Source organism: Halogeometricum limi, assembly GCF_900115785.1.
Taxonomy (GTDB): Archaea; Halobacteriota; Halobacteria; order Halobacteriales; family Haloferacaceae; genus Halogeometricum; species Halogeometricum limi.
Window position 1 is genome coordinate 166,841 of the sequence record NZ_FOYS01000002.1, and the last position, 13,034, is coordinate 179,874.

The window sequence follows — 13,034 nt, forward strand, 5'->3', positions numbered from 1 at the left end:
TTATCGCGCCGCCGCCCGTAGCACCGGCATGGTCGACGCGACAGTCAGACTGGTGGACCGGGGTCGAGTTCGCGCGGACGAAGGATACGTCGTCGACGGCGCCTCGATGGGGAACGCGTCGAATCCGAACCCCGACCACGAGATGGTCGAGTTCGTCGTCTGGAACGCCGTGATAGACCATCCCGAGGGCACGTTCCTCTGGGACACCGGGTCGCACCCCGACGCGGGCGACGGCTACTGGCCCGAACCGCTGTACGAGGCGTTCGAACACTACGACGCGGCGGACCACGAACTCGAAGCGGACCTGAACCGCGTCGGCTACGACGTCTCCGACATCGACGCCGTCGTGATGAGTCACCTCCACTTGGACCACGCGGGGGGACTGTCCGAGTTCGCCGGGACGGACGTGCCCGTCTACGTCCACGAGGAGGAACTGAAGTTCGCCTACTACTCGGCGAAGACGACCGAGGGCTCTATCGCCTACCTCGCGTCGGACTTCGACCGCGACCTGAACTGGGAGGTAGTCCATAGACACCGCCACACCCTCGCCGAAGAGTTCGAGTTGTACCACCTGCCGGGCCACACACCCGGCGTGCTGGGCGCGAGAATCGACCTTCCCGGAGAGACGGTCATCGTCGCGGGCGACGAGTGCTACGTCGACGCGAACTGGAACGGAGAAGTTCCGCTCGGTCCGGGACTGCTCTGGTCCGAACGCGCGTGGTTCGAGAGTCTGCAGACGCTCAAAGAACTGAAGCGACGGACGGGCGGGGACGTGCTGTACGGCCACGACCTCGAACGGTTCGAGTCGTTCGGCGAGGGCTGGAACCTCTGACTCGCTTCAGACGAACAGTTGGACGTCGGCGTCGGCCATGTGCTGGAGTGCGGTGGCGGCCCCGACGCCGACGGTGACGCCGTCGCGGAACTCGTCTTCGTCGTAGTCCATCAGGTCGATGGTCATCTGACAGGCCTGCAGGTCCACGCCCATGTCCAGCGACGTCTCGATGAGTTCGTCGATGGTCGCCGTCCCGTTGTCGGCTATCTTCTTGTTCATGTACCAGGTCGCCGCGTCGTCCATGAACGGGAGACTGGCGACGGCGTTCGGCATCGGCATGCTCGGGTTGCCGACGGCGGACAGTTTGAGCTTCTTCGAGCGCTCCTCGTGGAGGATGTCGAGTCCCCAGAACGTGTGGAAGACGACGACGTCCCACCCGAACGCGGCCGCGGTGGACGCGAGGATGAGCGGCGGGTACGCCATGTCGAGCGTCCCTTTCGTCGCGATGATGGTCATCCGCCTCGTGTCGTCGCCGCCGTCGGCGTCGACCGCAGACCGGAGGTCGGACAGTTCCGACCGGAGCGCTTCGACCTGTGCGCGCAGTTCCTCGACGCTCGCGGCGTCGGCGACGTCGCCACTCGCGTTCGCGGATTCTGCCGTCGGGTCGGTATCGGCACTCATCGTCACTCCGTCACGCGGACGTAGTGGCGGTACACCGCCTCGCCGCCCGCTTCGCCCTCTTCCTGTCCGAGCAGTTCGACACCCGCGGTGGAGTCGGCCCACCCGCTGAGGTCGCTCACGCTGCCCGAGTCCGTCGCGACGACTTCCAACACGTCGTCCGCGTCGAGTTCGTCGACCGCTTGTTTCGTCTGTACCACGGGCATCGGGCACGAGAGTCCTTTCACGTCCAGCGTCTCGGTGACGTCGTATTCAGTGCTCATTGTGTATCCACGCTGATTGTACGTACTCCACAATACCGGGGTGAGCGGAATAAGTGTGTTGGTTGTTGTGCGTACTATACAATACAAGTCAGGCACGGAATTTGGGAAGAGACCACCTAAGCGGCACAGTACCACTGAATGGCTGTCTTCACCCCGTGAGAACGGTCGAATTCAGGACGCAGTATTTCATACTTTGAGCACGATTGTGAAAACGCTTAAGGAGACGTAGCCGGTAGGTCGACGTAGAGATGAGCAAACCGGACCTCCCCGAAATCGACGTCGACGTCCCGACAATCGACGCAGAGACGCTGAAGTCACGGCTGGACGCGGGCGAAGACACCGTTCTCCTCGACACGCGCCCGCCCGCGAAGCACGACGAGTGGCGCATCGAGTCACCCGCGGCCACGCACGTGAACCAACCCTACTACGACTATCTCGGCGAGGACCTGACCGACGACCACGTCGCCGAACTCCCCGAGGACGAGGCGTTCGTCGTCCTCTGCGCGAAGGGCCACTCCAGCGAGTTCGTCGCCGCGAAACTCCAACAGGCGGGCTACGACGCCGTCGCTCTGGACGAGGGGATGGAGGGCTGGGCGCGCCTGTACGAGTACGCCGAACTCGACGCCGACGCCGACGCCGACGCGACGGTCGGTCAGTACTACCGTCCGTCCAGCGGGTGCCTCGCCTACCTCGTCGTCTCCGGCGACGAGGCGGCCGTCTTCGACCCTCTCCGCGCGTTCACCGACCGGTACGTCGAGGACGCGGCCGACTACGGCGCGTCCATCGAGTACGTCGTGGACACGCACGTCCACGCCGACCACGTCAGCGGCCTGCGCGAACTGGCCGCCGAGACGGGCGCGAAGACGGTTCTCTCGGCCGCCGCCGCCGACCGCGGTGCCGCGTTCGACGTCGACGTCCTCGTCGAAGACAGCGAGGTGCGGAGCACCTCGGGCAACCGGATGCAGTCCGGTGACGGCGACACGCTCACCGTCGGCGACATCGACGTCGAGGTACTGGCGACGCCCGGTCACACCAGCGGGATGACGTCGTTCCGCGTCGGCGACGTCCTCCTCACCGGCGACGGACTGTTCACGGACAGCGTCGCGCGCCCGGACCTCGAAGAGGGCGACGACGGCGCGCGCGACGCCGCGCGAACGCTGTACGAGACGATTCAGGAGACGATTCTCGCTCTCCCGGACGACACGCGCATTGCACCCGCGCACACCTCTGGTGCGGCCGACGCGCACGAGGACGGAACGTATACGGCCCCCCTCGGACAACTCCTCGAAGAGATGGAGGCACTCCAGTACGACCGCGAGGCGTTCGTCGACTACGTCTTAGCCGACATGCCGCCGCGGCCGGCGAACTACGAGGAGATTATCGAGACGAACCTCGGCCGAACGGACGTCGACGACGACGAGGCGTTCACGCTCGAACTCGGCCCGAACAACTGTGCGGCGGGGGCCGCGGGTGGCGACTGAGCGATGCTATCGCTTCCACTCGCCGTGTTCGCCGGGACGCCGCTGGAGGGGTTCTTCCCGAACGGCGTCCTCCACTACGCACTCGGCGGCGTCCTCATCGGTCTGGGCGTCTCCGTCATCTACCTCTGGACGGGCATCATCGCCGGGGCGAGCACGTTCTTGGAGACGACGCTGTCGTACGTCTCGGACCTCCCGCGGTTCAACAAGGGCAAGTACGTCCGCTCGCGCGACTGGCGCGTCGTCTTCACCGTCGGCATCGTCGCGGGCGCGGCCGTCTACGCACTGACGCTCGGGCCGGGCGGGTTCACGACCGAGGTCCAACCGTGGCGTCTGTTCGTCGGCGGCACTCTCGTCGGCGTCGGCACCCGCCTCGGAAAGGGCTGTACGTCGGGCCACGGCGTCTGCGGCGTCGGGTCGGGGTCGAACACCTCGTTCGTCAACGTCGCGACGTTCATGCTCCTCGCCATCGGGACGGCGCAACTCGTCGCCGCGATGGGGGTGACGCCGTGAGCGAGCATCGACCGTCGGGAGAGGCTCGGAACGGCGAGCGAGGAGGGGACGACTCGTGAGCGAGCATCGACCGACGCAGGACGACGCTCATCCCCTCTTCCTGCCCGTCGTCCTCCTCGGGGGGATGGTGTTCGGGTTCGGACTCGGCCTGAGCGAGATGGCCCGCCCGGAAGTCGTGTTGAACTTCCTGCAGTTCGAGGACCTCGGCCTCCTGTTCGTGATGGGCGGTGCCGCCGCCGTCACCGCCGTCACGTTCACCGTCGGGGTCAGACTCGACCGGACCGCACCGCTCACCGACCGCCTGTACGAACGCCGCGAGAAGTCGTTCGACCGGAACGTGCTGTTCGGCGGCGCCGTCTTCGGCGTCGGATGGGGACTCTCGGGTATCTGCCCGGGCGCGGCCTACGCGAGTCTCGGCGTCGGGAATTTCCCCATCCTCTGGGGCATCGCAGGGATGTTCCTCGGCGCGTACGCGCAGGGCTACCTCCGGAACGCGCTCTCCGCCTCGGAGACGCAGACGGCCGCCCGCGCCGACTGACGGCGTTCGCCGCCTCCCTCCGCCGCGTTCGGACGAAACCCGTGGCTTCGGCAGTGTTGCACCGTTCGAGCAAGTCTTTTGCGTGCGGACCTCGTACCACGAACGAGATGCCGGACTCGATGGCCGAGTACCTCCAAGCCGACATGGAATGTGAAGGGCTCTTGGAGTGTATCCACGGTCTCAAGCAACTGGACAAACAGGTGTTCCGAACGCTCGTCGAATCGCCCGAACCGCTGACCGTCGACGACGTGGCGGCGAGCGTCGAACGCGAACGCTCCACCGCGTACCGCGCGGTTCAGCGACTGCTCCAGTCGGGCTTCATCCAGAAAGAGCAGGTCAACTACGACCAGGGCGGCTACTACCACGTCTACCGACCGACCGACCCCGACGAAGTCGCAGACGATATGCAACGGATGCTGAACGACTGGTACGCGAAGATGGGGACGCTCATTCAGGAGTTCCGCGACAAGTACGACGCCGACGAACCGCCGCAGGAAGCCGTGTCGACCGAGTAGACTGTTTCTTTCACCGTGCTGTACGAGGCCGGATTCAGGCCTTCCCTAACCGCTTAGGCCGACTGTCTATGCCCGCAAAGCCGTTACCAGTAAGTGGCGAACCACAATGTCGAAGAGCGAACCGGGATTGACGGAGTTGACGGAGTACTGTGATAGCTGCGGTGTGCGAGCCCCCCACAACGTATCTATCGAACTGAAGACCGAGAGTTCGAAGCAGACCAACCAGGAGTTCTCGCGCGAACCGTACCGCGTCACCGAGTGCGCGAAGTGCGGTAACGAGAACTTCCAACGAATGAACGACGCGTGAACCACCACACCTCCGTATCGACCGGCAATCGTCGTCCCTCCCGCCCGCCAGGCAGACGGGTGGCCCCCAGCGGCGACGCCGAAACTTCGGTGCATTCATCGTGACCATGACCGTTACATCCGCTGACGTGCCCTCAGAGCGACCTACAGTCCTCATCGCGGACGACGAGGCTGCCCTGACAGACAGCATGGCCGTGTGGCTGTCTGACGACTATCGAGTCCGAACTGCGTACACCGGTCACGAAGCACTCTCCGAGTTCGACCCCAGTGTGGACGTCGTCCTCTTAGACCGGCACATGCCCGGTCTGTCCGGTGAACGCGTCATGAAGCGTCTGAACGAGTCGGACGCGAGCCCCAAAGTGGCGCTTCTTACCGCGACGAGTACGGACGACTTCGGACCGGAGGTCGAGGACCTCGGCTTCGACACTCACCTCACCAAGCCGATATCGAGAGACGAACTTCTAGACGCCGTCTCCGCTCTCTCTTCGCAGTCCGAACCCGCCCAGCGCTGAGATACCATCCGAGACACCGGTAGTGGCGACCGGTGCCGGCGTGCGAGATGGGCGTGCGGTGTCGGTAGATGCTTGTCGACTTCTCGCGGTGACGTCGCTGGTCGAGTGATGACTGAACCGACTCGCTCCGAGCGCTCCTCACCGAGAGATGCTGTCCGCCGTCGCGGTCTGTCGTTGTTCCGTGGAGAGCGCCTCCGACGTCTGCTCGAAGAACGTCTCCATCAGTTTCCGCTCGGCCGAACGCAGGTGTTCGTGGAACGTCGGCGCGGAGATGCCGAGCGACTCGGCGACTTCCTCGGCGGTACTGCCGCGGGGCCACCCGAAGTAACCCGAGACGAACGCCGTCTCCAACACGTCGTACTGGCGCGGGGTGAGTTTGTCTTCGAGTTCGCGCTTGAACGTCTCCGTCGACTGGACGGACTGTTCGACTTCGCGCTTCGCGACGACTTCCAGTCCGGGGAACGCCGACTGGACGGTGTCGCTCAGGACGCGCAGGTCCGCGTCCGGTGAGACGGTGACCACGAGCGACCCGTGACCGTCCGTCGCGGTGAGGGTGTCGACGCTCGCGCCGAACTCGACGAGGGGACCCAGTACCGTCGACCCGACGACGTTCACCTCGAACAGCGACTCGTCCGCACCGCTCGTGATGGTTCGGACGTTCTGGACGTCGTCGTGGCTGGTGAGATACTCCAGTACGCTCTCGGGGTCGGCCCCTTCGACGCTCACGTAGCAGGAGATTCCGCCGTCGCTGGAGGGAGAGAACCCACGTAGCGAGACGGCGTCGCTCACGACGGCGGAGAGTTCGACGAACAGGTCGCCGCTGTCCTCGTGGTCGAACTCCAGTTCGACCGCGGTGTCGCTGTAGAGGAGGCGCTTCGATTCGGCGGCGTTGATGCCGTGGCCGATGGTCGCGCCGAGTTCGTCGAACACCGCTCTGTCGTCGTCGTCGAACGTCTCCGCTCGGTCGGTGTACACGACGAGTGCGCCGTACGCGGCGTCGCGGTACGCGATGGGGACGACGACGGCGGACAGCGTCTCGCGGTCGACTCCCGACGGCACCTCGCCGGACTCGAACACGGCCTCGAAGTGCTCGGCGTCGACGTCGTCGAGGACGGCCACGCGGCGGTCTTCGAGGACGGACTGGACGAGCGAGGTGACGGCATCGGCCCTCCCGTTGAGTCGCGGGGGAGCGATACCGGCGGACGTCCGGCAGTCGACGGTGCCGACCGTGCTGCTGTACCGTGCGACCCACGCCGCCGAGTACGTCTCGAACGACGCGAGCGACTCGCAGACGGTCTCTTCTATCTCCTCGCGGGTCGTCGCGTCGACGAGCGCTCGGTCGACCTCCCGAAGCAGGTCGTTGATGTGGTGGAGTCGGTCGAGTTGTCGCTGCCGCTTCGCGATTTCGTCTTCCTGCCCGCGACGGACCGCCTCGACCTGTTCGCGGAGTTCGCTCAGGACCTCGGGGTCGCGGAGGTCCTCGGCGTCGCGCGCCCGGAGGGCGTCCTCGGTCGATTCGAGGGCGAAGAACTCGCGAACCTCGTCGTCGAAGTCCGACCGCACGACCAACTCTTCGACCGCCTCGCGGACGTCCGTCTTCGTCACCGGTTTGACGAGGTAGTCGTCGAACGGCATGTCGACGATGTCGGTGTCCGGTTCGACGGCCGTCATCATCGCCACGTGACAGTCGAGTCCGCGCTCTCGGAGAGCGTCGAGTACGTCGTCGCCGGTGAGTCCCGGCATCCGCCGGTCCAAGAGGACGACGTCCACGGACTCGTCTGCCTGCTCCAGCGCCTCCTCGCCGCCGTAGGCGACCCGGACGTCGTAGTCGCTCTGGAGCCAGTATTCACAGGTGTCCGCCAGGTCCTCGTCGTCGTCGACGACCAGAACGACTGGCGTCGTCGAGCGAGTCTCCGTATCGTCACCCGACGAGCGTTCGGTGGACATGCTAATAGGGTGTCTAACTTGCCCCATGGATATATATCTGGCCCCTCACTCCGCGAAATTTATTCACCACTGACGCTATCGAAGGCAACGAGGTGGTCTCTCCGGGCGTCTCACGCCGTCAGACGGTTTGGAACGTGATGGTGAACACGGCACCCTCGGGCGTGTTGTCGCTCACGTCGATTCGGCCCCCGTAACTGTCGACCAACTCCTTGACGAGGTAGAGACCGAACCCGCTCCCGGGCGTCGACAGGCCTTCCACGCCCTTCTCGACGATGTGTCGTTTCTCCTCGTCGGGGACGCCCGGACCGTTGTCCTCGACGCTGACGGTCACTTCGTCGCCCGTCTGTCGGACGGCGACGGCGACCCGGGGGACGGCCTTGTCGTTGTGTTGGACGGCGTTCGTGAGCACGTTCTCGAACACCTGGTCGAGCAAATCGTCCGCGAGGACGTCCACGTCGGGGATGGGGCCGTCCACGGAGACGACGGCCCGGTCGTAGTCGTCGTCGATGCGTTCGAGTTCGCGGACGAGAATCTTCCCCAACGGTTTCGCGTCGAGTTCGTGCGCTTCGCTGTGGACGATGGCCTTCGTGAACGACCGCATCGTCTCGACGAGGTCGACCATCTCCTCGACGCGACTTCGGACCGTCGAAAGGTGCGTTCGCCCTGGGTCGTCCACGAAGTCTTCCAGAATCTCCGCGCGGGCGCTGACGACGTTCAGGCCGTTCAGGAGGTTGTGTCTGAGGATGCGGTTCATGAACTCCAGTCGCTCTCGCTCCCGTCTGAGTTCGCGTTCGCGCTGTTTCCGGTCGGTGATGTCGCGCCCCTCCGGAACGAGGAGGACGACTTCCCCCGTCTCGTTCGTCACCGGCGTGATAGAGAAGTCGACGACGAGTTCCTCGCCCGTCTCGGGGTCCGCTCCGGTCGCCTCGTACCGGACGAACTCGCCCGCCGAGGCCCACCGAATCGCGTCTTTGAGGCCCGCGACCGTATCCTCGCTCGCGTGCCACCACGGCGCTTCCCAGAACGGTTTGCCGACCAGTTCCTCGCGGTCCGTCCCGGCGAACTCCGTGGCGGCGTCGTTCACCTTCACCACGGTTCCGTCGGGTTCCATGAGCCCCATGAACTGGAACGTCCGATTGAACACGGCGTCTAACCGACGTTCGCGGCGCTTTCGCTCCGTCATGTCGCGGACGACTTTCGTGTACCCCGTGTGCGTCCCCCGGTCGTCGGTGAGTGCGGTGATGGTGACCGACGCCCAGAAGCGACTCCCGTCTTTGCGCACGCGCCAGCCCTCGTCTTTGACCTGTCCCTCTCGTCGCGCGCGGCCGAGGAGTTCGGCGGGGTAGCCCGCTTCCACGTCCTCTTCGGTGTAGAACGTCGACAGATGCTTTCCGAGCACTTCGGACTCCTCGTACCCCTTTATCTGCTCGGCCCCGCGGTTCCAACTGGCGATGTAGCCGTCGGGGTCCAACCGAAAGATGGCGTACTCCTCGACGTCCTCTACGAAGGCGGTGAACTCCTCGCGGCGGCGCTTGAGTTCGCGTTCTTCCCGCCGTCGTTCGACGGTGTCGATGGCGTGCGCGATGGCGTCGCCCAGTTGGTGCAACGAGTCTTTCGGCCCCGTCTCCGACCCGAACGCACCGGTTCGACTCGAGTACATACAGAGGATACCGTACCCGGACTCCCGATAGAGGAGTGGGACGCAGGCGGACGACCGGAACCCGCGGTTCAGCGCCGCCTCGCGCCACGGTCCCCACGCGCTGTCCTGTTCGATGTCCGTCGTTATCTGCACGTTCTGCGAGGTGATGGCGCGGCCCGCCGGTCCTCTCCCGTCCGCCTCGTCGGGGTCGGCGGAGAACGATACCTCGTCCAAGTAGTCGTCTCCCGTCCCGGCCCACGCCGACGGCGTGACGTCCGTTCCGGAGACGCGACCGATCCAGACGAACGCCAGCGGCGTCGTCTCGACCAACCGACTACACACCAACTGCTCGATGTGCTCTCGCGAGATGGCGTCCTCGCTCGCACTGCTCACCTCCGTGATGACCTGCGTGAACGTCTCCAAGATGTCGAGTCGCTCTCGCTGTCGTTCGAGTATATCCTCTCGGCGGTGACGGTCGGTCACGTCCTGAAAGTAGACCGTGAGTCCGGTGTCGGACGGGTAGGCGTTCACCTCGAACCACTTGTCGAGGGGTCCGTAGTACTCCGTGAACCGAACCGGTGTCTGTTCGTTCAACGCCCGTTCGTACTCCTCTTGAAACGTCGACCCGACGGCTTGGGGAAACTCGTCCCACACCCTCTCGCCGACCAGTTCCTCGGGGTCTCGGTCGAGCCACCGCGCGGCTTTGCCGTTCAGATACGTGAACCGAAAGTCCGTATCGAGCGCGAACATCGCATCGGAGATGCGTTCGAGGTGTTCCTGCACGTCGGTGTCGAGTTGGCCAACCGGTCGTCTCGTAGAGTCCTCCATTGTTTTCTGGCGCGGCCGACTCGTCTTTCGCTCCCGAACGAGCCGACTTCTTTGTGGAGGCATCGTCGGCCGAAACATATACCGCTTTCCCCCACTGCGCCGGATGCGACCTAACCACCTAGGACTCCGAGTTACCTCGTCTCCGGCTATTTTTCGGGACGAACATGGTTGACCGAACGATGACCCCGGCCGAAAGAGACCCGACGACGCCGACGGCCGCCGAGGTGTCGGCGGATGCCTGAGTGTCAGAACTGCGAGTCGTTCGTCACGCGCGACTACGTTCGCGTGTTCGCCCCGCAGGACTCGGAGGACCCCCGCGTCTGCCCGCACTGCGAGGACAAACTCCGAGACGGGGCGGACGTCCGCGACGCCCGGGCGAAGCGAGTCACCTCGTAGTCGAACGTCGCCGTCGAACGCCGCCGAAGGAGGTGCGTCCGTTCGGCCGCCTCGCTCTCCGAACGCCGCCTACACCCGCTTTTCAGAACTCACCTACACCCGCTTTTCAGAACTCACCTGCATCCGCTTTTCAGAACGCCCTCAGTCGCTCTCCTGGCCTCGCCTTCTCACCCTCCCACTACCCCGTGTCGGGAGCGGCGCTTCCGACGACCACGGACCGAGAGAACGACGCCGTTCGGAGCCGATTTCGCGGTCGGCGCGGGGTTTACCCCGTCTGAGGACGTAGGGAGGGCAATGAAGAAGAACGAACTCGTCCACGTCCACTCGCTGTTGACGTGCGTGGCCGAGGACTTCGTCGAACGCGGCGTCGTCGAACCGGAGGCGTTCGCACCGTATCGGGCGCTCGGCGTCTCTCCCATGTCGCTTCGCGCCTCTCGTGACGACCACGAGGCGGCCGTTCGAGTCCTCGCGGAGATACTCTCGACGGCGGCGCGCGGCCAGACCGACCGACCGGCGTCCGAGAGCGAACCGGTCTCCTCCTGACGGCGACGCCGCGGGCCGTTCGTCTCCGACCGAGACCCGACGATACAAGACGGCCCCCGACGACGTGACCGTACATGCGACTGCAGGACTACTGGGGGGTCGGTCCGAAGACGAGTGAACGACTCCGCGAGACGCTCGGCGTCGAACGCGCCGTCTCGGCCATCGAGAGCGCCGACATCAGGACGCTCGCCGAGGCCGGCCTCCCCCGCGGACGAGCGGTCAGAATCCTCCGCCGGGCGAACGGCGCGAGCGGAATGGACGCGCTGGGGACGCGCGACGTCCACGAGGTGTACGACGACCTGACGACGCTCGCGAGCGAGTACGCCGTCACCGCCCACGCGGCGGACCGCATCCGCGTCCTCACGCCCCTCGAACACGCCGAAGAGCGCGACGCCCGCTTAGACGACGTCCTCGCCGCCCGCGACGCGTGGGTGGCGCTCGACGACGAGGCCAGAGCGGCCGTCCTCGACGCCTTCGAACGGTACGACGACGCCGGCGGGACCGACCGCGCGGCCGTCGAGGCGGCCCTCTCGCTTCGCGGTGCGGGACTCCGCGGGACGACGTTCGCCGCCCTCGACGGCGTCGACGACGACGCACTGCGCGACGCCGCCGGTGCGCTCGGATACGTCGACGCCGACGGCGACGTCGCGGCGGGTGCCGACGAGGAACTCGACCGCCTCCGCGCGCGACTCGACACCGTCGAGGAACTGGAGAACGGGTCGCTGGACGTGCTCGAAGCCGTCCGCTCGCGCGGCGTGCGCAGTCTCGACGAGTTCCGCTCGGCGTTCGTAGAGTACGTCGCCCGCGAGACCGACCTCGGACGCGGCCGCATCGAGGCGGCGACGACGGACGACGCGTACGACGAGGCTGACTTCGCCTCCACGACGCTCCGAACGCTCGTCGAGGAGTTACGCGAGGACGTCGCCGAGCGAGAAGAAGCCGTCGCGGCCGAGTTGGCGGCCGACGTGGAGGCCGCGCGGGCCGACGTCGACGCGGCCGTCACCGCCGTCTCCGACATCGCCTTCGAACTCTCCTTGGGTCGGTTCGCGGCCGAACACGACCTGACGCGCCCCGCCCTCGTCTCGGACGGACTGGCCGTCGTCGGCGCGCGGAACCTGACGCTCTCGGGCGAGGCCGAACCCATCTCCTACGCCGTCGGAACCCACGGACTCGTCGGCGGGTCGCCGACGCCGCCCAGCGGTGACCGCGTGGCCGTCCTGACGGGGGCGAACTCCGGCGGGAAGACGACGCTGTTGGAGACGCTGTGTCAGGTCGCCCTCCTCGCGTCGATGGGGCTTCCCGTCCCCGCCGAGGAGGCGGAAGTCGGCGACTTCGACACCGTCGTCTTCCACCGCCGACACGCGAGTTTCAACGCGGGCGTCCTCGAATCGACGCTGAAGTCCATCGTCCCACCGCTCTCCTCCGGGGGCAGGACGCTGATGCTCGTCGACGAGTTCGAGGCCATCACCGAACCCGGGCGGGCGGCCGACCTGCTGAACGGCCTCGTCTCGCTGACGGTCAGACAGGACGCACTCGGCGTCTACGTGACGCACCTCGCCGACGACCTGAGTCCCCTCCCCGACGAAGCGCGTATCGACGGTATCTTCGCGGAAGGACTGACAGATGAGTTGGCGCTCCGCGTGGACTACCAACCGCGGTTCGGCACCGTCGGCAAGTCGACGCCGGAGTTCATCGTCTCTCGACTCGTCGCTAACGCGAGCGACCGCGCGGAGCGACAGGGCTTCGAGGCGCTGGCGGCCGCCGTCGGCGAAGAGGCGGTCCAGCAGACGCTGTCGGACGTCGAGACGGACACGCGGTCCTGAGACGGGGAGTCGCGGTGTGACGGGACGACGCCCCGACTACCGCATCTCTTCGAGGCCGACGAACGCGTCGAGGTCGGCGGACAGCCACGCGGCCATCCGGTCGAGACAGCGGTCTCGGCGCGGATACATCGTACACCGGTCCGGCTCGCCTTCGTGGGCGACGACCACGCTGTGGAGGTCGTAGTCTCGCCCGTCGATTGCGTGCGCTGGACCGGTCTCCCCCCCGGTCGGTCGCTGCGATTCGGTCCCCCCCTTCGGTGCGGGTGATTCGGACATATGCGTC

General features: G+C 66.0%; 15 protein-coding genes. 10 read left to right on the forward strand and 5 right to left on the reverse strand.

Annotation, left to right across the window (positions count from 1 at the left end):
- Positions 1–28 precede the first annotated feature (28 nt).
- Complete coding sequence (locus BM282_RS05740) at positions 29–832, forward strand: N-acyl homoserine lactonase family protein (RefSeq protein ID WP_089877829.1); 804 nt, start codon at positions 29–31, stop codon at positions 830–832.
- 6 nt (positions 833–838) lie between these two features.
- Here BM282_RS05740 and BM282_RS05745 read toward each other — a convergent pair whose 3' ends face one another.
- Both BM282_RS05745 and BM282_RS05750 read right to left on the reverse strand, forming a co-directional pair.
- Entirely contained in the window at positions 839–1,453 is a 615-nt protein-coding gene (locus BM282_RS05745) for a DsrE/DsrF/DrsH-like family protein (RefSeq protein ID WP_089877832.1), read from the reverse strand.
- A 2-nt stretch (positions 1,454–1,455) separates the two neighbouring features.
- Positions 1,456–1,713: a sulfurtransferase TusA family protein gene (locus BM282_RS05750; protein WP_089877835.1), complete on the reverse strand. Its 258-nt coding sequence runs from the start codon at positions 1,711–1,713 to the stop codon at positions 1,456–1,458.
- Positions 1,714–1,961: 248 nt separating this feature from the next.
- Here BM282_RS05750 and BM282_RS05755 point away from each other — a divergent pair, with 248 nt between their 5' ends.
- The 6 genes from BM282_RS05755 (at position 1,962) to BM282_RS05780 (ending at position 5,575) form a co-directional block, all read left to right on the forward strand.
- Positions 1,962–3,194: an MBL fold metallo-hydrolase gene (locus BM282_RS05755; protein WP_089877838.1), complete on the forward strand. Its 1,233-nt coding sequence runs from the start codon at positions 1,962–1,964 to the stop codon at positions 3,192–3,194.
- A gap of 3 nt (positions 3,195–3,197) precedes the next feature.
- The gene (locus tag BM282_RS05760; protein WP_089877841.1) at positions 3,198–3,704 is read left to right on the forward strand and encodes a YeeE/YedE family protein; all 507 of its coding nucleotides are present in this window, start codon (positions 3,198–3,200) and stop codon (positions 3,702–3,704) included.
- A gap of 55 nt (positions 3,705–3,759) precedes the next feature.
- The gene (locus tag BM282_RS05765; RefSeq protein ID WP_342712442.1) at positions 3,760–4,242 is read left to right on the forward strand and encodes a YeeE/YedE family protein; all 483 of its coding nucleotides are present in this window, start codon (positions 3,760–3,762) and stop codon (positions 4,240–4,242) included.
- A gap of 107 nt (positions 4,243–4,349) precedes the next feature.
- Entirely contained in the window at positions 4,350–4,757 is a 408-nt protein-coding gene (locus BM282_RS05770; RefSeq protein ID WP_089877846.1) for a helix-turn-helix domain-containing protein, read from the forward strand.
- Between the two features lie 106 nt (positions 4,758–4,863).
- The gene (locus BM282_RS05775) at positions 4,864–5,064 is read left to right on the forward strand and encodes a DUF7835 family putative zinc beta-ribbon protein (RefSeq protein ID WP_089877849.1); all 201 of its coding nucleotides are present in this window, start codon (positions 4,864–4,866) and stop codon (positions 5,062–5,064) included.
- 106 nt (positions 5,065–5,170) lie between these two features.
- The gene (locus BM282_RS05780) at positions 5,171–5,575 is read left to right on the forward strand and encodes a response regulator transcription factor (RefSeq protein ID WP_089877852.1); all 405 of its coding nucleotides are present in this window, start codon (positions 5,171–5,173) and stop codon (positions 5,573–5,575) included.
- Positions 5,576–5,713: 138 nt separating this feature from the next.
- Here the strand turns inward: BM282_RS05780 and BM282_RS05785 are convergent, their stop codons facing one another.
- Together BM282_RS05785 and BM282_RS05790 are read right to left on the reverse strand one after the other, a co-directional pair.
- Positions 5,714–7,522 carry a bacterio-opsin activator domain-containing protein gene (locus BM282_RS05785; protein WP_089877855.1) on the reverse strand — a complete coding sequence of 603 codons (1,809 nt, stop codon included), beginning with the start codon at positions 7,520–7,522 and terminating at the stop codon, positions 5,714–5,716.
- Positions 7,523–7,640: 118 nt separating this feature from the next.
- Positions 7,641–9,989, reverse strand: coding sequence for a sensor histidine kinase (locus BM282_RS05790; RefSeq protein WP_089877858.1), 2,349 nt, complete (start codon positions 9,987–9,989; stop codon positions 7,641–7,643).
- Between the two features lie 234 nt (positions 9,990–10,223).
- Between BM282_RS05790 and BM282_RS18435 the strand changes: the two genes are divergently transcribed.
- The 3 genes from BM282_RS18435 (at position 10,224) to BM282_RS05800 (ending at position 12,751) form a co-directional block, all read left to right on the forward strand.
- Entirely contained in the window at positions 10,224–10,385 is a 162-nt protein-coding gene (locus BM282_RS18435; RefSeq protein WP_175501401.1) for a DUF7563 family protein, read from the forward strand.
- A gap of 294 nt (positions 10,386–10,679) precedes the next feature.
- Positions 10,680–10,928 carry a UPF0058 family protein gene (locus BM282_RS05795; RefSeq protein ID WP_089877861.1) on the forward strand — a complete coding sequence of 83 codons (249 nt, stop codon included), beginning with the start codon at positions 10,680–10,682 and terminating at the stop codon, positions 10,926–10,928.
- 74 nt (positions 10,929–11,002) lie between these two features.
- The gene (locus tag BM282_RS05800) at positions 11,003–12,751 is read left to right on the forward strand and encodes a helix-hairpin-helix domain-containing protein (protein WP_089877864.1); all 1,749 of its coding nucleotides are present in this window, start codon (positions 11,003–11,005) and stop codon (positions 12,749–12,751) included.
- Between the two features lie 36 nt (positions 12,752–12,787).
- Here the strand turns inward: BM282_RS05800 and BM282_RS05805 are convergent, their stop codons facing one another.
- Positions 12,788–13,027: a DUF7511 domain-containing protein gene (locus BM282_RS05805; RefSeq protein WP_089877866.1), complete on the reverse strand. Its 240-nt coding sequence runs from the start codon at positions 13,025–13,027 to the stop codon at positions 12,788–12,790.
- Positions 13,028–13,034 lie beyond the last annotated feature (7 nt).